28 protein-coding genes are annotated in these 26,434 nt (G+C 66.2%); 19 read left to right on the top strand and 9 right to left on the bottom strand.

Going from position 1 to position 26,434, the window contains the following annotated elements:
• Window positions 1–4 precede the first annotated feature (4 nt).
• The 5 genes from WA944_RS03370 to WA944_RS03350 form a co-directional block, all read right to left on the bottom strand.
• The gene (locus WA944_RS03370) at window positions 5–1,165 is read right to left on the bottom strand and encodes a CaiB/BaiF CoA transferase family protein (RefSeq protein WP_526646339.1); all 1,161 of its coding nucleotides are present in this window, start codon (window positions 1,163–1,165) and stop codon (window positions 5–7) included.
• Between the two features lie 4 nt (window positions 1,166–1,169).
• A complete protein-coding gene (locus WA944_RS03365) occupies window positions 1,170–2,084 on the bottom strand; it encodes an SDR family NAD(P)-dependent oxidoreductase (protein WP_526646318.1) in 915 nt (304 codons plus the stop codon).
• A complete protein-coding gene (locus WA944_RS03360) occupies window positions 2,077–3,933 on the bottom strand; it encodes a flavin-containing monooxygenase (RefSeq protein ID WP_526646316.1) in 1,857 nt (618 codons plus the stop codon). The genes WA944_RS03365 and WA944_RS03360 overlap by 8 nt, the downstream gene beginning before the upstream one ends.
• A gap of 66 nt (window positions 3,934–3,999) precedes the next feature.
• Complete coding sequence (locus WA944_RS03355) at window positions 4,000–5,427, bottom strand: aromatic ring-hydroxylating oxygenase subunit alpha (protein ID WP_526646314.1); 1,428 nt, start codon at window positions 5,425–5,427, stop codon at window positions 4,000–4,002.
• Window positions 5,427–6,266: an SDR family NAD(P)-dependent oxidoreductase gene (locus WA944_RS03350; protein ID WP_526646312.1), complete on the bottom strand. Its 840-nt coding sequence runs from the start codon at window positions 6,264–6,266 to the stop codon at window positions 5,427–5,429. Before WA944_RS03350 ends, WA944_RS03355 begins: the two co-directional genes overlap by 1 nt.
• Before the next feature lie 151 nt (window positions 6,267–6,417).
• Here WA944_RS03350 and WA944_RS03345 point away from each other — a divergent pair, with 151 nt between their 5' ends.
• From WA944_RS03345 to WA944_RS03310, 8 genes are all read left to right on the top strand, one after another.
• The gene (locus WA944_RS03345; protein WP_526646310.1) at window positions 6,418–8,001 is read left to right on the top strand and encodes an SMP-30/gluconolactonase/LRE family protein; all 1,584 of its coding nucleotides are present in this window, start codon (window positions 6,418–6,420) and stop codon (window positions 7,999–8,001) included.
• Window positions 7,998–8,741: a GntR family transcriptional regulator gene (locus WA944_RS03340; RefSeq protein WP_526646308.1), complete on the top strand. Its 744-nt coding sequence runs from the start codon at window positions 7,998–8,000 to the stop codon at window positions 8,739–8,741. The genes WA944_RS03345 and WA944_RS03340 overlap by 4 nt, the downstream gene beginning before the upstream one ends.
• Before the next feature lie 44 nt (window positions 8,742–8,785).
• A complete protein-coding gene (locus tag WA944_RS03335) occupies window positions 8,786–10,300 on the top strand; it encodes an AMP-binding protein (RefSeq protein ID WP_526646337.1) in 1,515 nt (504 codons plus the stop codon).
• The gene (locus WA944_RS03330) at window positions 10,291–11,067 is read left to right on the top strand and encodes an SDR family NAD(P)-dependent oxidoreductase (protein WP_526646306.1); all 777 of its coding nucleotides are present in this window, start codon (window positions 10,291–10,293) and stop codon (window positions 11,065–11,067) included. Before WA944_RS03335 ends, WA944_RS03330 begins: the two co-directional genes overlap by 10 nt.
• Window positions 11,068–11,092: 25 nt before the next feature.
• Entirely contained in the window at window positions 11,093–12,574 is a 1,482-nt protein-coding gene (locus WA944_RS03325; RefSeq protein WP_526646304.1) for an AMP-binding protein, read from the top strand.
• Between the two features lie 25 nt (window positions 12,575–12,599).
• A complete protein-coding gene (locus WA944_RS03320; RefSeq protein ID WP_526646302.1) occupies window positions 12,600–13,031 on the top strand; it encodes a VOC family protein in 432 nt (143 codons plus the stop codon).
• An 11-nt stretch (window positions 13,032–13,042) separates the two neighbouring features.
• Window positions 13,043–13,708: an SDR family oxidoreductase gene (locus WA944_RS03315; RefSeq protein WP_526646300.1), complete on the top strand. Its 666-nt coding sequence runs from the start codon at window positions 13,043–13,045 to the stop codon at window positions 13,706–13,708.
• A 228-nt stretch (window positions 13,709–13,936) separates the two neighbouring features.
• Window positions 13,937–14,443: an STAS domain-containing protein gene (locus tag WA944_RS03310; RefSeq protein ID WP_526646298.1), complete on the top strand. Its 507-nt coding sequence runs from the start codon at window positions 13,937–13,939 to the stop codon at window positions 14,441–14,443.
• Window positions 14,444–14,447: 4 nt separating this feature from the next.
• On the opposite strand, the gene WA944_RS03305 is transcribed toward WA944_RS03310, so the two are convergent.
• On the bottom strand, window positions 14,448–15,521 hold the full coding sequence (locus tag WA944_RS03305) for an NAD(P)H-dependent amine dehydrogenase family protein (protein ID WP_526646296.1): 1,074 nt from the start codon (window positions 15,519–15,521) through the stop codon (window positions 14,448–14,450).
• An 18-nt stretch (window positions 15,522–15,539) separates the two neighbouring features.
• Window positions 15,540–16,328 carry an SDR family NAD(P)-dependent oxidoreductase gene (locus tag WA944_RS03300; protein ID WP_526646294.1) on the bottom strand — a complete coding sequence of 263 codons (789 nt, stop codon included), beginning with the start codon at window positions 16,326–16,328 and terminating at the stop codon, window positions 15,540–15,542.
• Between the two features lie 101 nt (window positions 16,329–16,429).
• Here WA944_RS03300 and WA944_RS03295 point away from each other — a divergent pair, with 101 nt between their 5' ends.
• The 11 genes from WA944_RS03295 (at window position 16,430) to WA944_RS03245 (ending at window position 25,746) form a co-directional block, all read left to right on the top strand.
• Window positions 16,430–17,032, top strand: coding sequence for a TetR/AcrR family transcriptional regulator (locus WA944_RS03295; RefSeq protein WP_526646292.1), 603 nt, complete (start codon window positions 16,430–16,432; stop codon window positions 17,030–17,032).
• Between the two features lie 40 nt (window positions 17,033–17,072).
• Complete coding sequence (locus WA944_RS03290) at window positions 17,073–17,804, top strand: hypothetical protein (RefSeq protein ID WP_526646290.1); 732 nt, start codon at window positions 17,073–17,075, stop codon at window positions 17,802–17,804.
• 203 nt (window positions 17,805–18,007) lie between these two features.
• Window positions 18,008–19,540, top strand: a complete 1,533-nt coding sequence (locus WA944_RS03285) for a nitric oxide reductase activation protein NorD (protein ID WP_526646288.1) — start codon at window positions 18,008–18,010, stop codon at window positions 19,538–19,540.
• The gene (locus WA944_RS03280; protein ID WP_526646286.1) at window positions 19,537–20,343 is read left to right on the top strand and encodes an AAA family ATPase; all 807 of its coding nucleotides are present in this window, start codon (window positions 19,537–19,539) and stop codon (window positions 20,341–20,343) included. The genes WA944_RS03285 and WA944_RS03280 overlap by 4 nt, the downstream gene beginning before the upstream one ends.
• A gap of 15 nt (window positions 20,344–20,358) precedes the next feature.
• Window positions 20,359–20,490 carry a hypothetical protein gene (locus WA944_RS03275; RefSeq protein WP_526646284.1) on the top strand — a complete coding sequence of 44 codons (132 nt, stop codon included), beginning with the start codon at window positions 20,359–20,361 and terminating at the stop codon, window positions 20,488–20,490.
• Window positions 20,487–21,221: a hypothetical protein gene (locus WA944_RS03270; RefSeq protein WP_526646282.1), complete on the top strand. Its 735-nt coding sequence runs from the start codon at window positions 20,487–20,489 to the stop codon at window positions 21,219–21,221. The genes WA944_RS03275 and WA944_RS03270 overlap by 4 nt, the downstream gene beginning before the upstream one ends.
• A gap of 92 nt (window positions 21,222–21,313) precedes the next feature.
• A complete protein-coding gene (locus WA944_RS03265; protein WP_526646335.1) occupies window positions 21,314–21,667 on the top strand; it encodes a hypothetical protein in 354 nt (117 codons plus the stop codon).
• Window positions 21,664–22,884 carry a cytochrome P450 gene (locus tag WA944_RS03260; RefSeq protein WP_526646280.1) on the top strand — a complete coding sequence of 407 codons (1,221 nt, stop codon included), beginning with the start codon at window positions 21,664–21,666 and terminating at the stop codon, window positions 22,882–22,884. The genes WA944_RS03265 and WA944_RS03260 overlap by 4 nt, the downstream gene beginning before the upstream one ends.
• Window positions 22,885–22,925: 41 nt before the next feature.
• Window positions 22,926–23,975, top strand: coding sequence for an NAD(P)H-dependent amine dehydrogenase family protein (locus WA944_RS03255; protein WP_526646278.1), 1,050 nt, complete (start codon window positions 22,926–22,928; stop codon window positions 23,973–23,975).
• Window positions 23,972–25,129, top strand: a complete 1,158-nt coding sequence (locus WA944_RS03250; RefSeq protein ID WP_526646276.1) for a cytochrome P450 — start codon at window positions 23,972–23,974, stop codon at window positions 25,127–25,129. Before WA944_RS03255 ends, WA944_RS03250 begins: the two co-directional genes overlap by 4 nt.
• A gap of 47 nt (window positions 25,130–25,176) precedes the next feature.
• Window positions 25,177–25,746 (top strand): isomerase, encoded by a 570-nt coding sequence (locus tag WA944_RS03245; RefSeq protein WP_526646274.1) that lies wholly within the window; start codon window positions 25,177–25,179, stop codon window positions 25,744–25,746.
• 3 nt (window positions 25,747–25,749) lie between these two features.
• Here the strand turns inward: WA944_RS03245 and WA944_RS03240 are convergent, their stop codons facing one another.
• Both WA944_RS03240 and WA944_RS03235 read right to left on the bottom strand, forming a co-directional pair.
• Entirely contained in the window at window positions 25,750–26,190 is a 441-nt protein-coding gene (locus WA944_RS03240; RefSeq protein WP_526646272.1) for a type II toxin-antitoxin system Rv0910 family toxin, read from the bottom strand.
• Between the two features lie 13 nt (window positions 26,191–26,203).
• Window positions 26,204–26,434 (bottom strand): Rv0909 family putative TA system antitoxin (locus WA944_RS03235; RefSeq protein ID WP_526646270.1); only part of this gene is annotated, 231 nt, incomplete at its 5' end.

Below are 26,434 nucleotides of genomic sequence, written 5' to 3'. Positions count from 1 at the left end.
ACCCCTACCCCGGGCCGATCGCACCGGCGGCTCCGAGACCGAGTTCCTCGAGCACGGCCTCGGTATCGGCTCCGAGCTCGGGCGCCGGGCCGCGCACCTTGCCCGGGGTGCGCGAGAACCACGTCGGCACACCGGGGAATCGGACCGGTCCCTGCGGGGTGTCCACCGTCTCGAACAGGCCCACGGCGTTGAGATGCGGATCGTCGAACAGTTCACCCGGCGAGTTCAACCGTGCCGCCGGGATCTCCAGCTCGCGGAACAACTCCAGCCACTCGTCGGTGGTGCGCTGCGCCAGCGTCTCGGCCACCAGGCCGTAGACGGCGTCGATCTGGTGCGCGCGCATCTCCAGGGTCGCGTACAGGTCCGAAGCCCAGGGTGGCTGCACCGCGGCGATGAACGCGTTCCAGTGCTTGTCGTTGTAGATCAGCACCGCGATGTGGCCGTCCTTGGTGCGGTAGGGGCGCCGGTTCGGCGCGACCGTGCGCGGATAAACCGCCGTACCGAGCGGGGGGTCGAACATGGCACCGTTGGCATGTTCGACCAGCATGAAAGACGCCATCGTCTCGAACATGGCGACCTCGACTTCTTGTCCCTCGCCGGTCCGCTCGCGGTGGAACAGGGCCATCATCGTCGCGTAGAGGGCCGTCAACCCCGCGACCTTGTCGGCGATGATGGTGCCGACGTAGTCGGCCTGCCCGGTGAGTTGCTCCTGCACATAGGGCAATCCGCATTCTGCCTGGATGGTGTCGTCGTAGGCCGGCCGGTCGCGCTCGGGTCCCCTTCTGCCGTATCCGTAGCAGTTCGTGTAGACGATGGCGGGGTTCATCGCCGCGACGTCCTGGTAGCCGAAGCCGAGTTTGGTAACGGCCTTGGACCGCATCGAGTGGATGAACACGTCGGCGCCTTCGATCAGCGCCTGCATCGCGGCCTTGCCCGACTCTTCCTGCAGGTCCAGCACCACGCTGCGCTTGCCGCGGTTGACGTTGACGAACACCCCGCTCATTCCCGACACTGGTCCGACCGAGATGTAGCGCGTGTTATCACCCTGCGGCGGTTCGACTTTGACGACCTCGGCGCCCATATCGGCCATGATCTGGGTGCAGTATGGGCCCATCACCATCGCGGTGAGGTCGACGACGCGCACTCCCGCCAGTGGCCCCGGCATCGGCTCAGGCATGGGCAGCCGCCTTCGCGAAGCTGTACCTGATGTGGTCGCCGTGACCGTCGGGCACCACCGGGAATCTCACCGGCTCGGACATGTCCCGGATCGCGGAGAGGTGCTCGGCGACGTCGCTGATCGTCCACGAGGGACGGTAGACACCGGGCGCCTCGACGACGGCGGCGGCCGCCACCCGGCCGGCAAGCGCGACGAACAGCTCCCCCGTCACCGAACAGGTTTCGTGTGCCAGATACCCGACGACCGGCGCCACCAGCTCGGGACCCATCGGGGGGTACGCCGACGTGTCGATGCCTTCGGCCATCCGGGTCACCGCCGCCGGGACGATCACATTGCTGGCCACGTTGTGCGCAGCACCCTCCATCGCCGCGCCGTTGGACAGGCCGATCACCCCCGCCTTGGCGACGGCGTAGTTGGCCACCTCGTGGTTTCCGTAGAGACCTCCTATCGAGGAAGTCAGCACGATCCGTCCGTAGCCTGCTTCGCACATCCGGGGAAATGCGGGTCGGACCACGTGGAACGCTCCGCGCAGGTGCACGTCGAGCACCGCGTCGAAGTCGTCGTAGCTCATGTCTTTCAGTGCCGCCCGGCGCACGATCCCGGCGTTGTGCACCAGGATGTCGAGGCCGCCGAACCGGTCGAGCGCGGTGGCGATGATCGCCTGTCCGCCCGCGGGCGTCGCAACCGAATCCGTGCTGGCCACGGCATCGCCTCCGGCTGCGACGATCTCACGCACCACGTCGTGCGCGGGGCCTTCGTCGCCGCCTTCACCGTCGAGTGTCGTACCGGGGTCGTTGACCACGACCTTCGCGCCGTACTCGGCGAGCATCAGGGCATAGGCGCGACCCAACCCCCGCCCACCGCCGGTGACGACCGCGACACGTCCGTCGAACCTCAGGTCACCCATTCCCACTCTTCAGGGTCAGGCCGTCGAGGTCGCCGGCGGCGCGCCAATCGGCGATGAGTTCGTCGAACGCATAGAACCCGGGCGCGTAGAAGTCGCCGAGGAACGAGCCGTTGCCTTCCGCGCCGCCGCGACCCTCATTGTTGTAATAGCCAGGTGTGCAGGACAGTTCGAAAGCCGAGTTGTCGATCGCCAGTTCCCTGATGGTCGCGACCCAGGTGTTCTGCCCCTCCTCACTCGGCTCGACTGTCGTCGCTCCGCGGCTCTGCGCCGCGGAGAGGAGGTAGGCGATGTGCCGGGCCTGCTGCTCGAACATCGCGGTGGTGTTGGCCGAGACCCCGCCCTGGATGAAGCCGGTGAAGAACAGGTTCGGAAACCCGCGGCTGGTGATCCCGTGCAGGGTCTTGTAGCTGTCGTGCCAGTATTCGAAGAGCGACAGCCCGTCGCGCCCCTCGATGGTGTCGATCGCGTACCGCCTGCTGATCTCGGTGGAGATCTCGAACCCGCTGGCGAAGATGACACAGTCGACGTCGTACTCGACACCGTCGGCGACGATCCCACTCGCCGTCAACCGCTCCACTCCCTTGGAGGCCGACACGTCGACGAGTGTCACGTTGGGCCGGTTGAAGGCCGACAGATACTCCTCGCTCGAACACGGTCGCTTGCACATGAACCGGTAGTACGGCTTGAGCGCCTCGGCCGTCGCCGGGTCCTCGACCACGGCGGCGACGCGACGGCGCAGCCTCTCCATGATCTTGTAGTCTTCCTCTTCCCGGTACGCCATGATCTGTTCAATGGTCACCGACGCCGGGTCCTCGGTGCCCGCGATCCGCGCCGTCAGGTTGCGTCCGAGCTCGGTCCAGAAGTCGCACACCAGGTCCGGCTCGCCGAACACCACACCGACGAACGGCGACCAGTTGTGGAAGTTGCGCTTGCGCTCGTCCTGCCATCCTGGCTGCAGGGTGGCGGCCCAGGCGGGGTCGGTCGGGGTGTTCTCGCGCTCGTCCACCGAGGACGGGGTGCGCTGGAACACGTAGAGCTGCTCGGCGTCTCGTCCGAGATGCGGCACCAGCTGCACGCCCGTCGCGCCGGTGCCGACCAGTGCGACACGCTTGTCCGCCAGTTTATCCAGGCCACCGCTGGCGTCGCCGCCGGTGTAGTCGTAATCCCAACGCGCGGAATGGAAGACGTGGCCGCCGGCAGCCCGGTAGTCCTTGATCCCCGGGATGTCGGGCAGCTTAGGACGGTTGTACGAACCCTGGGCCATGACCACGAATCGGGCCTTGATGTCGTCGCCGCGGTCGGTGCTGATCTGCCACCGCTCGACGGAGTCGTCCCAGCGCAGTTCTCGCACCTGGGTGGAGAACAACGCGCCGTCGTACAAGCCGAAGTGCTTGCCGATGTTGCGGCAGTGCTGGAAGATCTCCGCGCCGTCGGCGAACTTCTTCGAGGGCATGAAATCGAGCTCTTCGAGCAACGGGATGTAGCAGTAGGCATCGTTGTCGCACTGGATCCCGGGGAATCGGTTCCAGTACCACACGCCACCGAAGTCGCCGGCCATCTCGATCACGCGGACGCCCTCGACACCGGCCTTGGTCAGGTACGCCCCGGCCAGCAGTCCGGCGAATCCCCCGCCGAGGATCACGACCTCGACGTTCTCGACGACCGGGTCACGCTCGGTCACCGTTGTGTAGGGATCGATCTCGTAGAACTCGGCGAAGTCTCCCTCGAGCTCCAGGTACTGGGCGGCTCCTTCGGGCCGCAGCCGCTTGGCGCGCTCCTGCGCGTACTTCTCGCGCAGTGCGTTGATGTCGAGATCGTCCGGCGTGTCGGTGGGACCGCAGGGCTTCATGTCTCTCCTTCTAGCGATTTCGGCGTGTTCATCGTCGGTGGGCGGCGACGAGCACGCCCAAATCGCTCAGAGTTCGCGGGGTTCGCCGGTTCCCATGTACTTGGACAGCTGCAGGTGCAGGTTGACGGTGCTGCGTTCGCGGTACGGGTTGGGCCGCGTGCCGGGGAAGCCCGCCGACTTCATGCCCTGCTGCACCGCGGCCATGTTCGAGAAGTCCTGCGGCAGCACCGACAGCCAGTTCGGGCTGTCCTTCGGGGTGTACACCCATTCCGTCTCCGGCTCTTCACCTTCGGGGTACCGCTCGAACACCGCGACCTCGAAGATGCACTTGTTCGGGTCGTAGCTCGGGTCGGGCCGAGCGCTGTAGCACAGCGCGCTGGTCAACCCCTGGCCCACTTGGAAGTTCGGGAAGATCTGCCACGCCGTGCCGCTCTGCCCGAGGATGTCGGGCGGGATCGTCGGCCAGATCACACCGCGCGCTTCGTCATCGCGACGGGCCGAGGCCAACCAGTGCTGCAGCACCTTGTCGGCAGGGGTGCCCTCGGGTAACTCGTCGACCAGTCGCCTGGCCGCGTTCACCAGCGTCTCGGTGGTGGTCGCGTTGGTCTGCTCCCAGGTGTACATCTGCATCTCCGCGGTGGAGACGCGCGGGTCGTCCCCGGTGCCCAGACGGATCTTGGACTTGGTCTCGTCCATGCCCTTCGGCGCGTCGTAGCCGATGTTGCTGTGCCTGCCCTGCGCCTTGGCCCAGCCCTTGAACTCGCCGAACTTGTTGAACTCCGGGTGCGTCGTGAAGACGTGGTAGGTCTCGTTGAAGGCCTCCATCGCGACTTTCCAGTTGCAGTCGAAGTTCAGCCATTTGCGCCACTTGAAGCGCATGTTCTCCAGGCCGAACGGATCGAGGATCTTCGCCGCCGGGAACAGGTAGTCGGCCAGTGGCTCGCAGTCGGGATCCATGTTGACGAACAGCCAGCCGCCCCAGGTGTCGACCTGCACCGGGGCCAGATGGGTGTTCTCCGACGTCAACGTTCCCTTCCAGTCGTCCTGTTCGCGAATGTGGGTGCACGCGCCGTCCAAACCGTAGGTCCAGCCGTGGAATCCACACACAAAGGACTTCCGCGCCCGTCCCATCGCGTTCTTCGCCCCCGGAGGGGTGTCGACCAGCTTGCGTCCCCGGTGCATGCACACGTTGTGATGGGCGGCGAAATCCGAGGACGAGTTCCCGGTGCCCGTCCGCACCACGATGATCGAGTCGTCGAGGATGTCATAGGTCAGGTAGCTGCCGACTTCGGAGAGCTCCTCGACCCGGCCGGCCTGCTGCCACACCTTCCGCCACAGCCTGTCGCGCTCAGCGCGGGCGTACTCCGGCGAGACGTACGCGTCGACGGGGATCGTGGTCGGCTCGGACAGATCCTCGGCGATCATGCCGGTGGAGTCGTCGGGTGGGGCGTCGTTCTCGATCGCGGCGTCGAGGTCGGATTCGGTGTGAGTCATCAACGGCTCCTGATCGCTGCACGGAAGGATTCGTCTTTGAGGAACAAGGACGTGTTGTCGGCGCCGAGATGGGTCCACTTGAGATTCAGCCCGCCGTCGACCAGCAACGTCTGGCCGGTGATGTAGCCGGACAGATCCGACAGCAGGAAAAGGATGGCCCCGGCCTGCTCCTCGGCGGTGCCGCGACGGCCCATCGCGATCGCGGTCCGGTCGCGCTCGGGATCGTCGTCGACGTAGGTGGCCGATGCCGCCGTCGCCGTGACGCCCGGTGCGACGGCGTTGACCCGGATGCCGTCCGGTGCCAACTCGGCCGCCATCGTGCGGGTCATCGCGACGACCGCGGCCTTCGCCGTCCCGTAGGCGATGTGGAACGGTGCGGTGTTCATCCCGCTGATCGACGACACCGAGACGATGGACCCCTTGTTGCCCAGGGCGAGCAGTTCGCGACTCACCGCCTGGCTCATGAAGAACGCCGTCTCCAGATTGGCGGCGAACAATGCCCGCCAGTCCTCTCGGCCGACCCGGGTCGCCGGCATCCAGGTGGCCGGCGCGGCGCCGCCGGCGACGTTCACCAGCCCGTAGAGGGGCCCGTCGGTGCGGCGTACCTGGTCGAGGACCGTCGCAATGCCGTCGTCGGTGGATGCGTCTGCCGCGACCGGCACGACGGACAGTCCTTCTCGCGCCAGCGGCGCGACATGCTCGTCGAGGTTCTCCTCGGACCGGCTCACCGCAACAACCGTTGCGCCCGCCTCGGCAGCCAGTCGCGTCACCGTCGTTCCGATGCCGCCACCACCGGCGCCGGAAACGACGACCACCCGGCCGTCGAGGTTCATTGACATCCCGGACTTCACGTCAATTGTCCGGACAAAAAATGGTGCTCTGCATATTGCAGAACACTATTCCGCAGGAGTTATGCCAGCGTCAAGGCCGATCTTGACGCGACCGGGCCGCTATTGTCTGGACTAATGACGCTTGCTAACGTCCGAACCCATGAATGCCCGGTACGCCGCGCTGGACCCCACCACCGCCCAGGGTTGGCAGGTGCGACGGGTGACCGCCCCCAGTCGGTTGTTCGGCGCCAACGGCTTGCGCACCGGCCCCGACGGCCGCATCTACGTGGCGCAGGTGACCGGCAGCCAGATCAGTGCACTGGACCTGGCGACCGGCGGGACGGAGACCGTCAGTGCGAGGGGTGGCGACATCGTCGCGCCGGACGATGTCGCCTTCGGGGACGACGGCACCCTGTATGCGACCGAGGTGATGGACGGCCGCGTCAGCGCCCGTGACACCGCGGGCCGCACCCGGGTGCTGCGCGATGACCTCCCGTGCGCAAACGGCATCACGGTGCACCGGGGCCGGTTGTTCGTCGGCGAATGCCGCGATGGTGGCCGGCTGATGGAGCTGCCACTCGACGGCGGTGAGCCGCGGATCCTCGTCGAGAACCTTCCGTCCCCCAACGCCATGGAGGTCGGCCCGGACGGGCTGCTGTACTACCCGTTGATGACCGCCAACGAGATCTGGCGGATCGATCCCGAGGGGGGCGAGCCGCAGCGGGTCGCCGGGGATCTCGGTGTTCCCGACGCCGTCAAGTTCGACTCCGCGGGATACCTGGTGTCGACGCAGGTGGCCAGCGGACAGGTGCTGCGCATCGATCCGCGCACCGGGAAGCAGATGCTACTGGCCCAGCTGTCCCCGGGCCTGGACAACCTGACCTTCGTCGGCGACCGATTGTTCGCCTCCAATTTCACCGGCGAGATCACCGAGATCCTTCCCGGCGGTCAGACCAGCACGACGCTGCCCGGGGGCTTGAACTGGCCACTCGATCTGACCGTGTGCGACGACGGCGAGCTCTACGTCGCCGACGGCACGTACTTCTACCGGGTCACCGCAGAGGGTGCGTTACAGACGGTCGGGATGTTGTTCTCGCCGGGATATCCCGGGTTCCTTCGCGGTGTGGCGGCAGTGGGCTCCGGTGAGTTCGTGGTGACCACCTCCGGTGGACAGGTGGCCAGGTATCGGCCGGCTGCCGGTGAGACCGACTATCTGGCAACGGGCTTCGATCAGCTCTACGGGGTTGCCGTGAGTGGCGATGGGGCCATCGTGTTCGCCGAGCTCGGGACGGGCCGGGTGCTGCGGCTGCGTTCGGGCGATGTCGAGACGTTGGCGTCCGGACTCCTGGAGCCGGTCGGTGTCACCTTCGATGCCCGAGGCGCGGTGGTGGTGGCCGAGTCCGGCGCCGGCCGGGTGGTGCGCCTGACCGCCGGCGGGGTGGAGACCGTCGTGGACGGTCTGCAACGCCCGCAGGGCATCCACGTGTGCGACGGCAGGCTCTACATCGTCGACGCAGCAGCCAAGCAACTCGTCGAGATCGAGCTGGACACCAACACACGCAGCATCATCGCGACCGACCTACCTGTCGGGGCGCCCCCCGGCGTGGAACCCAAACCGCTCAAAGGCATGCCGCCGTTCTCCGGCCCGCAGGGCCCGTTCGCCGGTGTCACCTGCGGACCTGACGGCACCCTCTACATCTCGGCCGACGGAGACGGCAGCGTGCTGGCGGTGCACCGGGTATGACAACGACCGCCGGCGACCATCGCTACCTGCAGGTGGCGCGCGCCCTGCGCAAGGAGATCGTCGACGGGGTGTACCCGGTTGGTTCCCAACTACCGACCGAACACGAGCTGTGTGAACGGTTCTCGGTCAGCCGCTACACGATTCGTGAGGCGTTGCGCCGACTGCGGGAGGACCACCTCGTCGCGTCCCGGCCACGGGCCGGCACCCTGGTGGTCCCGCGACCGAACACGAACTCCTACGAGCAGGACGTCGTATCGATCGACGACCTGCTCTCCTTCGCCCAGGGCGCCCGGTTCGCCATCGACAGCAACGCGAAGGTCACCGTCGACGATGCGCTGGCCGAGCGCACCGGCCTGACGCCCGGCACCGAATGGCTTGCCGTGAGCGGATATCGGCGCGCCGATGACGACGCGGTGCCGATCTGTCGGACCGAGTACTACATCAATCGCGGTTTCGCCGCGGTGGGCAGGTTGTTGCAGCGCCACAGCGGACCCATCTTCCCACTCATCGAAGACCTCTTCGGGGTCAGCATCGTCGAGGTCCACCAGGAGATCTCGGCCGTCATCCTCGACTCCGTTCTGGCCGAGCGACTGCAGATCGCGGCCGGTACTGCGGCACTGCAGATGCGGCGCAGCTACACCACCTCCGACGGTGAGGTTGCGCAGGTGACGGTCAACACCCATCCGTCGTCGAGGTTCCGGCATGCGATGACGATGCGGCGCGTGCGGGACGCACAATGAAGCCGGAGCCGGGACGCACAATGAAGCTTGAGCCGGGACGCACGATGACGCCCACGCTGGCCGACGCGCTCCGGGATGCGGCGTGGGCGACGCCGGCGAGGGTCCTCGTTCGCGACGACGAGAACACGCTCAACTGTGCGGGACTGCTGGACCAGGCCACCGCGTTGGCGTACGCACTGGTCCGGAGAATCCCTGCTGGAAGTGTGGTCTCGTTTGTGCTGCCGAACTGGCGTGAGGCCGTTGTCATCTATCTCGGAGCACGCCTGGCGGGCATGGTGGTGAACCCGATCCTGCCGTCGCTGCGGGACCACGAGCTGGCGTTCATCCTCGCCGACGCCGACAGCAGGATGGTGTTCATTCCGCAGGTATTCGCCGGCTACGACTATGCCGCCATGCTGGACCGGGTGGCCCCCGAGCTGCCTGCGCCGCCCGAGGTGGTGGTGGTGCGCGGCGCCTCACACACGCACACCGCGTTCGACGATCTGCTCGCCGAGGTCGCTCCCGGTCCGCTTCCAGAGCACCGTGACGGTGACGCGCCCCGGATGATCCTCTACACCTCGGGAACCACCGGCCGCCCGAAAGGCGTTCTGCATTCCGAAAGTTCACTGAACTCCCTGATCACTCAGCTCGGCAGGCACTGGCACATCGAGGCGGGTGACACTTTCCTGGTGCCGTCGCCGATCGCACACATCGGCGGCTCGATCTACGCGTTCGAGTGCCCGCTACTGCTGGGCACCCAGGCCGTGCTGATGCAGCGCTGGAATCCGGACGCCGCCGTCGCGCTGATGCTCGAACACGGGTGCACCCACATGGCCGGGGCCACTCCGTTTCTCACCGGACTCCTCGCTGCAGCTGAAGAGGCCGGCACGCGCCTGCCCGACCTCAAGGTCTTCATCTGTGGTGGCGCGTCCGTCCCGCCGTCGCTGATCCGGAACGCCACCGAATACTTCGACCGCGCCGTCGTCACCCGGGTCTACGGCTCGACCGAGGTGCCGGTGACCACTGTGGGCTCGTTCGCCGACATCCACCGGGCTGCCGACACCGACGGGCGGCCGGGCATCGCCGATGTGACGCTGGTGGACGGCGAGATCCGGGTGCGCGGCCCCCAGATGTTTCTCGGCTACCTGCACCCCGAGGACAGCCGCGACTCCTTCGACGAAGTCGGATACTTCCGCACCGGAGACCTCGGACGCTTCACCGACGACGGATACCTGGTCGTGACGGGCCGGGCCAAGGACATCATCATCCGCAACGGCGAGAACATCTCCCCGAAAGAGGTCGAGGACATCCTCGCTGCACATCCACAGATCGCCGAGATCGCGATCGTCGGGATCCCCGACCCGCGCACCGGCGAGCGGGCGTGTGCGGCCATTGTCGCCGCGGGTCGGTCGGGGCCCGACGTGGTGACGCTACGGGAGTATCTGGCGCAGCGCGGTGTCGCGAAGTTCAAAGCGCCCGAGGACGTCGTGCTGTTGCAGGCGCTGCCGAAGAACGATGCAGGCAAGGTCCTCAAGCACAAGATCAAGGCAATGCTGACGGAGGGCCAGACATGCAGGTAGCGATCGTCACCGGAGCCAGCAGCGGCATCGGGTTCGGCTGTGCGACAACGCTCGCCGAGCAGGGTGTGGCAGTGCTGGGCACCGGACGCAGTGCCGACCGGCTCGCCGAACTCGAAGAGGCGGTCGGTGACCCGGACCGGATCACCACGCTGGCGGTCGACCTCACCGCCGACGACGCACCCGGCCGTATCGTCGCCGCCGCACTGGAAAAGTGGGGGCGGATCGACTTCCTGGTCAACAACGCCGGCGTGGGTAGCCCGAAGCCGTTGCACGAGACCGATGACGAGTCACTGGACCATTTCCTGGGGTTGATGCTGCGGGCACCGTTCCGGTTGGCGCGCGACGTGATCGGCCACATGCAGCCGGGGTCGGCGATCATCAACGTGACGTCCACGTTCGCCGTCGTCGGTGGTCTGCGCGGCGGGGCGTACTCGGCCGCCAAAGGCGGGTTGACGTCGTTGACCATGCACATCGCCTGCCAGTACGGTGCTCAGGGGATCCGGTGCAACGCAGTGGCTCCCGGGGTGACGCTGACGCCGATGGTGGCCACCCGGCTCGAGGACGAACGGTTCCGCAAGATCAACACCGAGATGACCCCGCATCAGCGGCTGGGTCGTGTCGAGGACATCGCGTCCACGGTGGCGTTCCTGTGTTCCGAGGGCGGCAGCTTCATCAACGGTCAGACAATCGTCGTCGACGGCGGCTGGAGTTCGACGAAGTACCTCTCGGATTTCGCCCTGAACGCCGACTGGGTGGCGCGGCAGTGAGCGCCCGCGCGAAGTGGGGACAGCAGTGAACCTGTTCGCGCTTCTCGACCAGGCGGCGGCCCGCCATGGCGACCGCGGAGCGGTGTATCACGGTGAGCACCAGGTGCACACCTGGTCCTCGCTACGGGAAAGGGCGCTGCGGCTGGCTACGTCGCTGCGGACCTTGGGCCCTGGGGCGCGGGTCGCGGTGGCCAGCGAGAACCGACCCGAGATCGTCGAACTGATGTTCGCGATCTGGGCAGCTGATTGTGTGTTCGTGCCGGTCAACTACAAGCTGCACCCACGCGAGATGCAGCAGATCCTCGACGACGCGGGGGCGGCCCGGGTCTTCGTCTCGCCGAAGGTCGGCACCCAATTGGCCTCGGCGACCGCGGTTCCGATCGAGACCATCGGCGACAGCACCTACGAAGCGCGTTGCGCCGCAGACATGTCGACGCCGCCGCTGCACACCGACGCGACGAGCCTGGCGTGGCTGTTCTACACCAGCGGCACCACAGGACGCTCCAAGGGGGCGATGCTGTCGCACCGGAACCTGATGGCGATGTCGGTGTCACACCTGGCGGACTTCGATGCGCCCGACCAGAACTGCAGTCTGATCCACGGCGCCCCGATGTCGCACGGGTCGGGACTGTACGTGCCGCCCTACGTGTTGCGCGGCGCCCGGCAGGTGGTGCCGGCGTCGGGGGCGTTCGACCCGGACGAGTTCCTCGACCTGTGCGAGCAGCACCCGGGCTGCAGCGCCTTTCTGGCACCGACGATGGTGGCACGGCTGGTTCGGACCGGTCGTGCCAGGCCCGGCAATCTGAAGACGATCGTGTACGGCGGCGGACCGATGTACGTCGACAGCCTCAAGAAGGCGATGGCGGCGTTCGGTCCGATCTTCGTCCAGCTCTACGGACAGGGCGAGGCGCCGATGACGATCACCGGTCTGCGCCGGGACGACCACGTCGCCGGTGACGGATGGGCCTCGGATGCGGTGCTCGGCTCGGTCGGCTACGCACGCTCCGGGGTTGACGTCGCTGTCCTCGGGCCCGACGGCCTGCCCGCCGGGGTCGACGTGATCGGGGAGATCGTCTGCCGCGGGGACGTGGTGATGTCGGGGTACTGGAACAACCCCGAGGCGACGGCCGCCGCGCTGCAGGACGGTTGGCTGCGTACCGGGGACATGGGGTCGTTCGACACCGCCGGACTGCTGACGCTGCGTGACCGGTCCAAGGACGTGGTGATCAGCGGTGGCAGCAACATCTATCCCCGTGAAGTCGAGGAGGTACTGCTCGAGCACCCGGCGGTCGTGGAGGCCGGCGTGGTGGGCGCTTCCGACGACGAATGGGGTGAGGTCGTCGTCGCGTTCGTCGTCGGCGAGGTCTCCGCGGCCGAACTGGACGCGCACCTGCTCGACCGCATCGCGCGGTTCAAGCGGCCCAAACGCTACGAGTTCGTCGACGAGCTGCCGAAGAACAGCTACGGCAAGGTACTCAAACGAGAGTTGCGCGCCCGGGTGGGTTGACCGGATCGGTCCGTAGCATGGCGTCATGGGTGCCCCGGAGTCTGCGATCCCGCGGTTTCATCTTGCAGTGCCGGTCGACGACCTGACCGCCGCCCGCCGTTTCTACGGCGAAGTGCTCGGTCTCGAGCGGGGCCGCAGTGACAAGACCTGGGTGGACTGGAACCTGTACGGACACCAGTTGGTCACCCATCTGGCGCCCGACCGGATGGCTGCGACGCACAACCCCGTCGACGGGCATGACGTTCCGGTACCCCATTTCGGGCTGATCCTGACGATCTCGGCGTTCCAGGAGCTCAGCGAAAGGCTGCGCACCGCCGGTGTCGATTTCGTCATCGAGCCCTACGTCCGCTTCGCGGGCGAAACCGGTGAGCAGTGGACGATGTTTCTCCTCGACCCCGCGGGGAATGCTCTCGAGTTCAAAGCGTTCGCCGACGATTCACAGGTGTTCGCGACTTAGGAGGTACGACAATGCATGTGGTGATCGCCGGAGGGCACGGCAAGATCGCGATGTTCCTGGAACGGCTGTTGTCCCAACGCGGCGACTCGGTGGCCGGCTTCGTCCGCAATGCCGCGCACTCGTCGGACCTGGAGAGCGCGGGCGCGCAAGCCGTTGTGGTGGACCTCGAGCAGGCATCCGTCGATGAGGTCGCGACCCACCTGCGCGGTGCCGACGCGGTGGTGTTCGCCGCGGGCGCCGGCCCGGGCAGCGGTGCGGAGCGCAAGGCAACGGTGGATCGAGACGCGGCGATCCTGCTGGCCGACGCCGCCGAGCACGCCGGGGTGCGCCGCTACGTGATGATCTCGGCGATGGGAGCCGACGCGGAGGCACCCGATGACATCGGCGATCCTGTCTTCGTCACCTACCTGCGCGCCAAAGGTGCTGCCGACGACGACGTCCGTCGGCGGGAAGCACTCGACGCCACGATCGTGCGTCCGGGTCTGCTCACCGACGACCCGGGAACGGGACGGGTGACGATCGCCACCGAGACCGGACGCGACAGCATCCCCCGCGAGGACGTGGCGGCGGTCCTGCTCGCAGTGCTCGACACCCCGGGAACCGCCCGCCAGACGTTCGAGGTGATCTCCGGCGACACCCCGGTCGCCCAGGCGGTCAGCGCGTCGACCCGCACCTGACAACGGATTCCGTCGCATGGGAGCGGACCGGGAGCCCCACTGCGCCCAGTCGGCAAGCTGAACTTTTCGAGAAGTGCTGCTGAAGCACCAAGAATCGATATTCCATCAAGTTGCAGACAGACGACGAAATCCGCACTATCCTGGATCACGGTTGAGCTCTCAGCCCGCGTACGCCGTCGTCGGGCGTACCCAACAGCATTGCTGCAACACAACCCGGGGATTCGAGCGATGGCCGCAGACGGTGACAATCTGATCTTTCGTCCGGACCCGGCATCAGCGGGCGAGACGCAACGATCTGGTGCGGCCACCTTCGCCGTCCGGCACCCGTCGTCGACCAGGATCTCCGTGACCGTCCTCGGCGAGGTCGACGCGGTCAACGGTCGCGCCCTGGGCCGCTACGTCGAGCGTCACACCCGAAGTTCCAGACAACTGGTGCTCGACCTGCGGGCTGTCGAGTTCTTCGGAGCCGCGGGGTTCACCGCGCTGTACTACACCAACGTGCACTGCACCCGCAGCGATGTGGACTGGGTGATCGTCGCCAGTTCCGCTGTGCACCGCCTTCTGGCCATCTGCGACCCTCGCGGTGAGTTACCACTCGTCGACGACCTTTCGTCAGCCTTGCTCCGGCTCGATCGCCTCGCACAGTGCCGCCACCCCGTCGTCTGGACCGGACGATCCGGGTGGCACACCGAGAACAAGCCGCAGACGCCCGCCAACACGTCTGTCGCCAGCTGACACCTCACCACATCAAGCCCCGGATGAGCTCGGTCGGTGGGATGTCCTCCACCGAGACCAGGCCTGCCGGAGCGCGGCACACCGAATCGATCGCGTTGACCGCCCGAGCCGCGGTGGACACGCAGCCGGCATCGGTGACGTCGAGTACCGGATGGGACAGGTGCGTGCTCACCTCCACCCGTGGTTCGCCTTCCACGATCACCTTGTGCACGCCGAGGTGTCCCTCGGGCGGGAACTCCCAGTGCGGGGCAGCCCTGGACGTGAGCCGGTTGATGTGCTCGACGGTGATGACGGGAACGCCCGCGCGCACCCCCTCGACCGCGAACCGCACCGCGGCGAGCCGGCCGGGTTCGACCGTTGTCATCGTGCATTCGATGCGCTCGTCGGTGTACCAGGGTTCATACCGCTGACGCACCTCGTCGAGTTCCACGTCCAGGTGGTGGGCCAGACTGTGCACCAACCCGCCGAACAGCGACGTGATGACCCCCGGCTGGTAGGCGGGTGCCAGTTCGTCGTCCGGACCACTGCCGAATCCCATTGCGGTACCGGTGTATTCGTAGTCATCGTAGTTTCCGTAGTCGAAGATCTCCTGCACGGTGACCGACTCGGCACGGGTGACCAGGCTCAGCGCGGCATGCACGGCGGTGTCCCCCGAGAAGCCGGGGTCGATGCCGTTGACGTAGAGCGATGCGTTGCCGGCTGCGCAGGCCTGCTCCAGCGGCGCCCGTAGCCAGTCGTCGGCGTGGCGCGGCGCCACCAGCCACACCATCGACGTTCCGACCACGTTGATGCCGGCGGCCAACAGCTGCGACATCTGCTCGATGGCCGCCATCGGCCGTGTCTCTCCCAACGCGGTGTAGACGACACAGTCCGGCTCGAGTGCGATCAACGCGCCGAGGTCGTCGGTGGCGATGACGCCGGTGGCGTCCTCGAGACCGCAGAGTTCGGCGGCGTCGCGGCCGATCTTGTTCTCACTGGCGGCGTGCACGCCGATGAGTTCGAGGTCGGGTCTGCCGATGATCGCCCGCAACGCATGGCGCCCCACGTTGCCGGTGGAGAACTGCACTACTCTGCGCATCTGGGTGTCCGTTCCTGCTCAGTAGTCGGGGATCGGCAGCGGCGAATTGTTCGAGTCGATACCACCGTCCACATGGAAGATAGCGTTCGTCGCGTAGCAGTCCCGCGTCGCCAGATACACGCAGAGCCTTCCGAGGTCCTCGACGTCGCCGAGGCGGTGCAACGGCGTGCTCTGCTCCATCTTCTCTCGTGAACCGGGCATCAGTTCCAGGCTTCGCTGCAGGCCCTCGGTGGCGAAGGAACCGAGGGCGATGGCATTGACCCGGATCTTGGGCGCGAGTTCCTGCGCCATCGCGCGGGTGAGCGCTTCCATCCCGCCCTTGGCCACGCAGTACGCCGTCAGCGCACGGATACCGAAACGAGCTGACCCCGAGGAGACGTTGACGATCGACCCCCGCCCTGCCTCGAGCATGTGCGGCGCGACGAGCTGGCTCATGATGAACGCCGACGTCACGCACCAGTCGAAGGTGTGCCGGAAGTCCTCGTCGGTGATGTCCAGGAAGCGGGCGTAGGTCGAGCCGCCGACGTTGTTCACCAGCATGTCGATGCGGCCGAACCGTTCGGCGACGGTGCCGACGACACGCTCGCCGTCCGGCCGGCTCATCGCGTCGGCGACAAGTGCCACTCCCTTGCCCCCGGACGCCTCGATGTCGGTGATGGTGCCGACGATGTCGGACTCGGTCCGCGCGGTGCCCACCACCGTGGCCCCCGCCTCGGCGAGCACGCGCGCGATGCCCTGTCCGACGCCTTTGCCGGCACCGGTCACGATTGCGACCTGACCACGCAGATCGAACTGTTCCAATGCCATGAGCGATTCCTCTCCACGAGTGCTGCCCATCTAACGGTCCTGTCTGACTTAAGTCAACCAATACCACTGCCCGGCACTCCGCCAGGCGGTATCGTTCGCGAATGGCACTGGTAGACAGGCCCTCCGCACGTGAGAACAGGCGTCTCCAGACTCGCGAGCGGTTACTGGGAGCGGCCGTTGCCGAATTCAAGCGCTCCGGGATCGCCGCGGCGGACGTCGGCGCGATCGTGGCCGCGGCCGGTGTCGCGCACGGCACGTTCTTCTTTCACTTTCCGACCAAGGAACACGTGCTCCTCGAAATGGAACGCCGGGAAGAACACCGCATCGCCAGGCAACTCAGCCGCTTCGCCCGCGCGCATCGCGAGCTCGCGGCCGTTCTGCACGAGTCGATCCGGCTGGTGCTGGGACTGGAGCGCCGCCTCGGCGCGCTGCTGTTCAAAGATTTTCTTGCCCTGCACTTCTCGCCGACAAGGCCGCCAGCCGAGGCGGTCGACCACCATCCCGTGGTCGTCACGGTCACCCGCGAGATCGAACACGCCCGAACGCTGGGCACAGTTGACCCGGAGGTGGACCCGATGAACTCCGCGGTGTTCTTCTTGCTCGGGCTGTACGCCCTGCTGACAACCACACACGAGTGGCCCGGGCAAGCCGCGATGCTCGAGGACTATCTGACGCGGACACTACGCAGCATTCGAGCCGGGTAGCCGATTGACTCCGCACTTTCATTGACTATAGTCAGCTGGCATGAAGCTGCCCACGTTGGGAGGGCACCGAGGTTCCGGCGGTTCAGTCACACCGACACGGACACCGAGTGGGCTCGACGAGCACATGGAGGCGTCCCAGCGGGCGCAGCGCCAGGCCGACAAGTGGCTGATCTCCGGCAGTCTCCTGATCGGAACCGCCGCACTGGGAGTCTTCGGCCTACCGCTGTTCCTGAGGGGCGTCTGGCTACTCCGCAGGGCGCAGCGCCAGGGCTTGTCCGTGCGCCCGATGCTGGTGACCCTGATCGGCTATCTCGTCATCATCGACGCGGCGATCAACACCGTAGGGTGGGCACTGGACCTGGTCGCGAACCACACCATTCTCGCCCGAATCCTGTTGAACGGCTGGGGTGCGATGTTCGACGCCGGCTATTTCTGGCACTACAACGAACTCTGGTTGGGCGGTGCCGCCGGCCCCGGCGAGAAGGCCATGGAAGTCGGCATGATCCTCACCGTCTTCACGATGCGGATCGCAGCGGGCATCGGCTTCCTCCAGATGAAGCGATGGGGCCACCAATGGATGATCATCACGTGCTGGATGGGTGTCGTCATCTGGTGCCTGTACGTGTTCAACATGACGATGTACGCCGATGTCCGATTCGCCGGCGTCGTGCTGCCCGTGGTCGGATGGTGGCTCTACGACATCTTCTACATCACGCCCTTCCTGGCGATCCCCTACCTGCACTCGGTCAACCGTGAGATCTTCTCCGATTAAGGTGATGACTCACCTCAGTGACAACACTCAGTCGATTGAGGACCGTAGGTCCGATGACCAACACCTGCTACGAGGAGAACTGACGTGGGCGGCTGGATCTGGGAAATTCTGCGCTACGTAGGCGCCTGGGGCGGAACCGGACTCATCATCTGGTTCTGGTATTGGATGTTCTCCAATATCGGCACCTTCTGAGGTCGGACGCGATGTCTGAACTCTCCGACGCACACGCCATGGCGATCGAGCGCAGTTGTGCGCTGACCGCCGTCGCGCTGAGCGGTCAGCGCCGCACCGGTGCGCGTCTGGTCAGCGGGCAGCGCCGTGGCTTCGGTTTGAGTTCCATGCTCGACGTCGTGCATGTTCCCTACCCTGTAACACGCCGTGAGTGGACGCGGCGGACCCTGACATGCGGCGTGGCGCTGCAGTGTTCCCCGTCCAAGGATCGAATCTTCGGCTACCGCCTCAACGAGCTGTCGGGCCGTGAACTGGGCGCGCTCGCGCTTGTCGAGGCCGGCGTTGCGCTCGGCTGGATCGCCGGGAACTGGCCCGGGCTTGTCACCGAGATGCGACGCCTTCTGCCCGAACTCGAAATCTCACCGGCCGACATGGACGCCGAAGAAATGCTCGACCGCGCGGTGGCGCTGGCCCGCACCCGCCAGGCGTTCGTCGTCGACCCGCTCCTGGGCAGCTTGCCCCGGGCGTACACGATGCCGCAGGGACTGTCCGACAAGCTGCGCCGCTCCTTCGGGCGCCTGCCGTGGACGACGAACGAGAAGCGGGCACCGCAACCGCATTCCGTCCCGGCGGGCGGTGACGGCGGAGTGCGCAATCCCAATCTGCCACCGCCGAGCCGCCCGCAGGACAACGACCTCGACATCACCCCGGAGCACCGCCCTGGTATCCCTTACCCGGAATGGAATGCGTGGACCGAGAGCTTCATCCCCGACCACGTCGCCGTCCTCGAGAAGGCACACCACGGTCGCTCCGGGTCCCCAGGTGCCATCGCTGTCGACATCCGCAGATGGTTCGAGAAGAACACCCACCGCGCGATGACGAACCGGCTGGAAGACGGATCCGACATCGACATCGATCGGTACGTCAGCCACTACATCGACGTGACCACCGGAGAGGCGCTGGAGCCACGCATCTTCCGCGAACTGCTGCCCGCCGACCGCGACGTCACGACGGCGTTGCTTCTCGACGGCAGCTCCTCGCTCGGGGTGCACGGCGGCTCGGTCTTCACACTCGAATTGGCCTGCGCGGATGCGCTGTCGCGCGCGATGACGTCGGCCCGTGAACGGCACGGCATCTTCACCTTCACCGGGAACACCCGCCACCGTGTCGAGGTCACCTGCCTCAAGGACTTCCCGGATCGACGGTTCGTCCCACCCGGGAGTCTCGGTCTGGCCACCGGCGGATACACCCGGCTCGGGGCACCGCTGCGGCACCTGACGAGCCGACTTCTCGCTCAGCCGAGCGAACGCCGTCTGCTGATCGTCATCGGCGACGGTCTGATCTCCGACGAAGGCTACGAAGGGCGGTACGCCTGGGCGGACGCCGCCCACGCCGTCGGGGAAGCCGACGACGCCGGCGTCTGCATGTACTACGTCGGCATCGGCCCGGCCCGCGTCGACCCCCTTCCAGAGGTGTTCGGCCCGCGCCGATCCCAACGGATCCGCCGTGTCGAAGACCTTCCGCGGGTTCTCGCCCACGTCCACAGGGAGCTGGTGAGCGCATGACCGATACCGACATCTATTACGCGAACGGCAACGAGGTTCAACTGTTCGAGCAGGCCTACCGGCAACGGCTACCCGTGATGCTCACCGGTCCCACCGGATGCGGGAAGACCCGACTGGTCGAGCACATGGGAACGCTACTGGGCCGACCCGTCGTCACCATCAGCTGTCATGACGACCTGACCAGCTCCGATCTGGTGGGGCGGTTCATGGTCGCCGGCGGCGACGTCACGTGGACCGACGGTCCGCTCACGCGTGCGGTCAAGGCCGGCGCGATCTGCTACCTCGACGAAGTCGTCGAGGCCCGGCATGACTCACTGGCAGTGCTGCACTCTCTCACCGACCACCGGCGCACCCTCTACCTCGATCGAGCCGGCGAAGTGGTGCAGGCACCAGAGAGCTTCATGCTGGTTGCCTCCTACAACCCCGCCTACCGTAGCTCGCTCAAGGAGCTGAAACCGTCGTTCCGCCAGCGGTTCGTGACGCTTCCGATGCGTTATCTGCCCCCTGACCGCGAAGCCGAGGTGATCGTCGCCGAGGCGGGCATCGGGCTGCCGACAGCTCAACGGCTGGTCCGGTGCGCCACAGCGATCCGAACCGCCGACGAAGCCTTCCACTTCGAGCCTCCCTCGACCCGCGTCCTCGTCACCGCAGCGCATCTGATCGCAGCGGGCGCAACAGAACTGGACGCCGCGCAAGCGTGTGTCCTCGCAACGCTGACCAGCGACGGCGCCATCTCCGCAGGTCTGCGAGAGGTGGCCGCGGCCGGCCTCTCCGATTCTGACATGCCGAATCTCAACCGCTAGAGAGGAATTGCCGACATGGTGGACCAGAAGGAAAAGAACCGCAAAAAGGCCCTGATCATCCTGCAGGTCGTCATCTACGGATACCTGCTGACGATGTTCGGTATCCAGCTCTACATGTCGTTTGCGCGCGGTTGGTGGGATCTGTGAACTTCTCTCTGTCGAAACGGAAGCCGGAAGCTGCCGTCACCGCATCCGTTCCGCTCGAGGGCTCGATCGGCCTCGAGGAACACCATGAGGAGTCCCGACTGGCCCAGCGCCGGGCCGACAAGTGGATGATCGTCGGCGCAGGCCTGATGGGAATGTGGGCGCCCGGGCTGATCGGCTTCCCCATCTTCATGCGGGGAGTGTGGCTGCAACGACAGGCACTGCGGGCGGGATACTCGGTGCGGCCGATGATCGTCACGCTCATCGGCTACCTCGTGCTGATCGACGGCATGCTCAACAGCCTCGGGTGGGCGCTCGACCTGGTCGCCAACCACACCCTGATCAACCGGGTGCTGATGGTCGGTTGGGGTGCGATGTTCGACGCCGGCTACTTCTGGCACTACAACGAACTTTGGGTGGGCGGCGCCGCCGGACCGGGTGAGAAGTCCATGGTGTTCGGCATGATCCTGACCGTCTTCGCGATGCGCTGTGCCGCGGCGATCGGATTCCTGCAGATGAAACGCTGGGGCCACCAGTGGATGATCATCACCTGCTGGATGGGCGTGCTGATCTGGTGCCTGTACGTCTTCAACATGACGCTCTACGCCGACGTGCGCTACGCCGGCGTCGTCTTCCCGGTCATCGGTTGGTGGCTCTACGACATCTTCTACATCACCCCCTTCCTCGCGATCCCGTACTTGCACACGGTGAACCGTGAGATCTTCACCGACTGAACCGAGCAGGAGCAATTGTGAACACCGCATCTGAAGGCACCGAAGAGAAGTCCGAAAGCCTGCCTCCGGGCACCACGCCGTACTACGCGCGGATGCACAGATGGATCAAACGCGCCGTGCTGGTCTGTCTTGTCGCGCTGGTCATCGAGGGCGCCTTCACGCTACCGTTCATGGCGGTGTACTACGGCTACCCGACGCTCAGCCTCACCGAGATCTGCAGTGAACTGCTCAAGGTCCGATACTCCGACGACGAATTGGAGTGCAAGGTGCCCTACCCGGCGTTCGGCCCGCCGGAAGGCGCCGAGGGCAAGGACACCGCACAGGACGAATGGGGCATCCAGCCGGTCCCGAAATACAACCGGATCGGCTTCCGGGAGTTGGTGCGACTGCACGAGGAACGCGAGGCCCGACAGGCCGCCGAACAGCAGGGTGCGGTGAGTCCATGACCGAATCACTCGACACCCACGCTCGCAACTGGGACCTGCGCCACGCGGACTTCAACGACAACGACTTCCTGTATGACGTCTACTCTGTGATGCGGCAGACCGGGCCTTTCGCCCATACCGACGCGCCGTTCCTGAGCGCGACACCGGGAGGTGCGTGGGTGGCGACGCGCTATGCGGAGTGCGTCAAGATCCTGCAGGACTGGGAGCACTTTTCCAGCAACCCGACCCCCGAGGGGGCCGAGCGACTCGCCGGTGACCTGGTGATCACCCTCGACCCGCCGCGGCAGCAGAAGTTCCGCAAGGTGCTCAACCCGTACTTCTCCCCCGCCCGGATGAAGGCACTGCGGCCCCAGATCACGACCGAAACCGACCGTCTCATCGACGAATTCATCGAGTCCGGGAACGGCGATCTTGCCCAGGTCGCGTGGCGGCAACCCGGCATCGTGTTCTTCAAGTACCTGCTCGGGATGCCGATCGAGGATGTCCCGCTGTGCGTCGAGCTCACCGACACCGCGCTCAACGGGTCCACCGAGGACACCCGGATGACCGCATGGGGTGGGTTGTACCAGCATCTGCACGACGCGGTGACCGCCCGCACCGAGCAACCGCCGCAAGACGACATGATCCACGTGCTGCTGTCCGCCGAGATCGACGGCGAGAAACTGTCGTTTCCCGACGTCGTGTCTAACGCGATGCTCCTGGTGCAGGCCGGACTCGAGACAACTGCCAGCGCAATGTCTTTCGCCTACCACTACCTCGCGACCAACCCAGCCGAGCGGGACCGGCTGATCGAAGAACCCGAGCTTGTCACCAGGGCGGTGGAAGAATTCATCAGATTCGCCGGGTCGATCCATGGCATTCCCCGCACCGTCACCCAAGACGTCGAACTGAGCGGATGCAGCTTCGCGCGCGGCGAGTCGGTGATCGTCAACTACGCCGCCGCCAACCGCGACGAGCGGGAGTTCCCCGACGCGGACCGATGCATCCTGGACCGCCGGGAGAACCGGCACCTCGGTTTCGGCGCGGGCGTGCACCGTTGCCTCGGATCCAATCTGGCGCGGCTCGAATTCCAGGTCGGCCTCGAGCGGGTGCTGTCCCGATTGCCCGATCTCACCCTCGCGCCAGGACAGCAGGCGGCGTTCCACGGCAACTCGGTGACACGCGGGTTCCGCTCGGTCCCCGTGATATTCAGCCCTGGCGAACAGGCACGACGATGACCTCCCGGATGGTCACAGTGAAAGGGAACAACGGCGTGCCCATGAAGAGCTATCGCGTGATCCAATGGATGACCGGCGACGTAGGCCAGGTCGGAGTCCGCCACTTCGCGGAGAATCCCGTGTACGACCTCGTCGGCGTTCTGGTGCACAGCAAGGACAAGGTGGGCAAGGACGCCGGCGAGATCGCCGGCATCGCGCCGATAGGCGTCACCGCAACCGACGACATCGAGTCGATCATCGCACTCGAGGCCGACTGCGTGTTCTACACGCCGATCATCATGGACGTCGACACCCTGTGCCGGCTGCTGAGGTCCGGCAAGAACGTCGTCACTACGAGCGGATTCTTCTATCCCTCACCGGACTTCGAGGTGCACGGACAGGCGATACGCGCGGCATGCGAAGAAGGTGGCTCGTCCTTTCACGGCGGTGGCATTCACCCGGGATATGCAGGCGACGTCCTGCCGCTCACGCTCGCCCGGGTGATGAGCCGGGTCGACGCCATCAATGTGTACGAGGTCGTCGACGTCTTGAAGGACGCGCCGCTGGATCACATCGATTGGATGGGCTTCGGAAAGGACAAGGACAAGTTCCTCACCGAACCGACCGTCCTCGGTCTCGGGAAGCCGTTCTTCGCTCAATCGATGTACATGATCGCCGACGGCCTCGGTGTCACCATCGACGACGTGACGTACGAGGTGGAGGCGGCCGCGGCGACCGAGGACATCCCGCACGACGAGGGCGTGATCCCGAGAGGCTCCGTCGCCGCGCAGCGGCATGAGTGGACGGCGTGGGTCGGTGGTCATCCGCTGATCGTCTTTCACGCCATCTATCTGACCGCGGGACCAGAACAGCTGGAGCCGGCATGGGACTGGGGCACGACGCGGTACGAGATCGTCATCGACGGCGATCCACCGACGGAGCTGACGCTGCAGGGCGTCCGGCAACCCGACGGCACGATGTCACACCCCGGATACAGCTGGACGGCGATGGCCGCCATCAACGCGATCCCCGATGTCTGCGACGCCGCACCCGGCTGGGTCACCCACCACGACCTCGGCATGGTCCGGCCCCGCGGTTTGGTGCGGGGATGACCGCCGACCTTCCGCATGTCCTCTATGCCGACCTGCCGATGGAGCGCGACCGCGGCGAGGGCTGGGCAGCACTGCGCCGGTTGGGTCCGGTGTTGTACGGGGAGGGGTGGTATTACCTCACCCGCCGCGCGGATGTGCTTGCCGCACTTCGCGATCCCGAGGCCTTCTCGTCCAGAATCGGCTACGACGACATGATCAGCCCGGTGCCGTTGGTTCCGTTGGGGTTCGACCCGCCCGAACACACCCGGTACCGCCGAATCCTGCACTCCTACTTCAGTCCCCAGACCCTGAACGCGGCGCTGCCGTCGCTCCAGGCTCAAGCCGCCGACATCATCGCGTCGATCTCCGAACGTGATCATTGCGAGGTGATGGCGGACCTCGCGACGCCGTACCCGTCGCAGGTGTTCCTGACGCTGTTCGGGCTGCCGCTCGAGGACCGGGACCGGTTGATCGCATGGAAGGACGCGATCATCGCGTTCAGCCTCACCACCGATCCCGACAGCGTCGACCTGACCCCCGCCGCCGAGCTGTACGTCTACCTGACCGAGGCCGTTTCAGCGCTCAGGGAGCAGCCCCGCGACGGCATGCTGTCCGATCTGCTGCGCGGGGACGACCCGCTGTCGGACGCCGAGGCCGTCGGTCTGTCGATGGTGTTCGTCCTCGCCGGTCTGGACACCGTCACCTCGACCATCGGCGCGACGATGCTGGAGCTGGCACGACGGCCGGAACTTCGCGTCTCACTGCGGGAGAATCCGGCCGGTATAGCCGCCTTCGTCGAGGAGATGATCAGACTCGAACCGTCGGCGCCGGTCGTCGGACGGGTCACGACGCGGCCGGTGACGGTGGCCGGGGTCGATCTACCCGCCGGTGCGGAGGTTCGGCTGTGTCTGGGTGCGATCAACCGCGACGGCAGCGACGCGCAGTCCGGTGACGACTTCGTCCTGGACGGCAAGCTCCACAAGCACTGGGGCTTCGGCGGTGGCCCGCACCGATGCCTGGGTTCACACCTGGCCCGGATGGAACTGAAACTCGTTGTCAGCGAATGGCTCTCCCGAATACCGGAGTTCGACCTGGCCCCCGGATTCATCCCGGAGATCATTTGGCCGTCGGCCACCTGCACGTTGCCGGAGCTGCCGCTGCGGATACTGCGCTAGCGCGGAACATGGATCTCAGCACGGCAAAGCCCCCTAGAGTGCGTTCGATGAGCTACAAGATCGACCCGAAGGTGCTGCACGAGGTCGCCGAGCAGGTCGCCGGCCTCCAGCTGGACGGCAACGAGCTCACCACCAGGGCTGTCGCGCTGCTCAACGAGCAGTACCCCGACCTCAGCGACACTGCACCGGGACGCTGGGTGGGCAGCAAGGCCGGCGGCATCCTCGGCAAGGTCCGATTCCTGCACTTCAGCCCACGCGAGTACATCGTCATCTTCGGGTCTCCGACCGGCACCCAGGGTTTCTCCGGTCGGTACAAGCACGTCGACGTCCACAAGTTCCTGATCGCCGGCCGGATCGACTCATACGACCTGGAGTCCGACGACACCGCACCGCTCCCACCGCTGCTACCGGGTGACCACACCTGCCTGCAGAGGGGGCACGCGAGGGGTCTGACCATCCATCCCGGCTCGTGGCACATCGAGTACGGCCGCGGCGCCGTCGTCACCACGCTGCCGTTCGCCATGGTGGACACCCTGCTTTTGTCACTGGAGGTCGAATCCGTGCGCCGCTCCACCGTGGAATTCGCGAAGCTCGTCGGGCGGCGGCTTCGCCGTTGACCCTCAGGAGGGCGCGAACACCGACTTGAAGCGCTCCAGCGACTCGCGGATGTCACCCTTCAGCGAGCTGGCGACAACCATCCCGATCGGGCCGAACAATGCCGGCCCGCCCAGGTGCACGTCGAACGTCACCGTGGACAGGTCGTCACCGCTGGGCTTGACCTTGCCGATCAGCTTGACCTTCACGCCGCCCTTGCCGTCGCCGTTGAGCGTCATCGCCTCCGGCGGCCGGTAATGCACGACCGTCCAACGCATCCGATTTGGCATCCCCTTGACCTCGACGATCGAGTCCAGGATCGTGCCCTTTTCGATGGTGTCCGGCAACTTGGACCGCCACACCCGGTGGATGGACAACCACTCGCGGTAGCGGGACAGATCCGAGGCGCTCTCCCACGCCTTCTCCGGCGGCAGCGGTACGTCGACGGAAACCGATAACTTGGCCATGCGGCGAACCGTCCTACGAGGTCGGCGGCGCCGTCGGGGGTTGTTGCTGCGGGGGCGTCCCCGGCGGTGTCTCGGACGTGGGCGGCTGACCGGACTCCTGGCCGGGAGGCACCTGTCCGGACGGGGTGGTGTTGTCCTGGACGGCCTTCTTCGCGGCGTCCTGCACCTTGTTCACCTGCGAGGCGTACTTGCCCTGCGTCTTCTTGTCGACGAGGTCACCGGCCTTGTCGATCGCGGTGTCGAC

The organism is Mycobacterium sp. (assembly GCF_049683355.1).
In the GTDB taxonomy this organism is placed as follows: domain Bacteria; phylum Actinomycetota; class Actinomycetes; order Mycobacteriales; family Mycobacteriaceae; genus Mycobacterium.
Note: the sequence above shows the minus strand (reverse complement) of the source record. Positions and strands in the feature narration are given on the sequence as shown.

Excerpts from the sequence above, each read along its gene's own strand:
- WA944_RS03370 (WP_526646339.1), bottom strand. The coding sequence starts at position 1,165 with ATGCCGGGGCCACTGGCGGGAGTGCGCGTCGTCGACCTCACCGCGATG.
- WA944_RS03365 (WP_526646318.1), bottom strand. The coding sequence starts at position 2,084 with ATGGGTGACCTGAGGTTCGACGGACGTGTCGCGGTCGTCACCGGCGGT.
- WA944_RS03360 (WP_526646316.1), bottom strand. The coding sequence starts at position 3,933 with ATGAAGCCCTGCGGTCCCACCGACACGCCGGACGATCTCGACATCAAC.
- WA944_RS03355 (WP_526646314.1), bottom strand. The coding sequence starts at position 5,427 with ATGACTCACACCGAATCCGACCTCGACGCCGCGATCGAGAACGACGCC.
- WA944_RS03350 (WP_526646312.1), bottom strand. The coding sequence starts at position 6,266 with ATGTCAATGAACCTCGACGGCCGGGTGGTCGTCGTTTCCGGCGCCGGT.
- WA944_RS03345 (WP_526646310.1), top strand. The coding sequence starts at position 6,418 with ATGAATGCCCGGTACGCCGCGCTGGACCCCACCACCGCCCAGGGTTGG.
- WA944_RS03340 (WP_526646308.1), top strand. The coding sequence starts at position 7,998 with ATGACAACGACCGCCGGCGACCATCGCTACCTGCAGGTGGCGCGCGCC.
- WA944_RS03335 (WP_526646337.1), top strand. The coding sequence starts at position 8,786 with ATGACGCCCACGCTGGCCGACGCGCTCCGGGATGCGGCGTGGGCGACG.
- WA944_RS03330 (WP_526646306.1), top strand. The coding sequence starts at position 10,291 with ATGCAGGTAGCGATCGTCACCGGAGCCAGCAGCGGCATCGGGTTCGGC.
- WA944_RS03320 (WP_526646302.1), top strand. The coding sequence starts at position 12,600 with ATGGGTGCCCCGGAGTCTGCGATCCCGCGGTTTCATCTTGCAGTGCCG.
- WA944_RS03315 (WP_526646300.1), top strand. The coding sequence starts at position 13,043 with ATGCATGTGGTGATCGCCGGAGGGCACGGCAAGATCGCGATGTTCCTG.
- WA944_RS03310 (WP_526646298.1), top strand. The coding sequence starts at position 13,937 with ATGGCCGCAGACGGTGACAATCTGATCTTTCGTCCGGACCCGGCATCA.
- WA944_RS03305 (WP_526646296.1), bottom strand. The coding sequence starts at position 15,521 with ATGCGCAGAGTAGTGCAGTTCTCCACCGGCAACGTGGGGCGCCATGCG.
- WA944_RS03300 (WP_526646294.1), bottom strand. The coding sequence starts at position 16,328 with ATGGCATTGGAACAGTTCGATCTGCGTGGTCAGGTCGCAATCGTGACC.
- WA944_RS03295 (WP_526646292.1), top strand. The coding sequence starts at position 16,430 with ATGGCACTGGTAGACAGGCCCTCCGCACGTGAGAACAGGCGTCTCCAG.
- WA944_RS03290 (WP_526646290.1), top strand. The coding sequence starts at position 17,073 with ATGAAGCTGCCCACGTTGGGAGGGCACCGAGGTTCCGGCGGTTCAGTC.
- WA944_RS03285 (WP_526646288.1), top strand. The coding sequence starts at position 18,008 with ATGTCTGAACTCTCCGACGCACACGCCATGGCGATCGAGCGCAGTTGT.
- WA944_RS03280 (WP_526646286.1), top strand. The coding sequence starts at position 19,537 with ATGACCGATACCGACATCTATTACGCGAACGGCAACGAGGTTCAACTG.
- WA944_RS03275 (WP_526646284.1), top strand. The coding sequence starts at position 20,359 with ATGGTGGACCAGAAGGAAAAGAACCGCAAAAAGGCCCTGATCATCCTG.
- WA944_RS03265 (WP_526646335.1), top strand. The coding sequence starts at position 21,314 with ATGCACAGATGGATCAAACGCGCCGTGCTGGTCTGTCTTGTCGCGCTG.
- WA944_RS03260 (WP_526646280.1), top strand. The coding sequence starts at position 21,664 with ATGACCGAATCACTCGACACCCACGCTCGCAACTGGGACCTGCGCCAC.
- WA944_RS03255 (WP_526646278.1), top strand. The coding sequence starts at position 22,926 with ATGAAGAGCTATCGCGTGATCCAATGGATGACCGGCGACGTAGGCCAG.
- WA944_RS03250 (WP_526646276.1), top strand. The coding sequence starts at position 23,972 with ATGACCGCCGACCTTCCGCATGTCCTCTATGCCGACCTGCCGATGGAG.
- WA944_RS03245 (WP_526646274.1), top strand. The coding sequence starts at position 25,177 with ATGAGCTACAAGATCGACCCGAAGGTGCTGCACGAGGTCGCCGAGCAG.
- WA944_RS03240 (WP_526646272.1), bottom strand. The coding sequence starts at position 26,190 with ATGGCCAAGTTATCGGTTTCCGTCGACGTACCGCTGCCGCCGGAGAAG.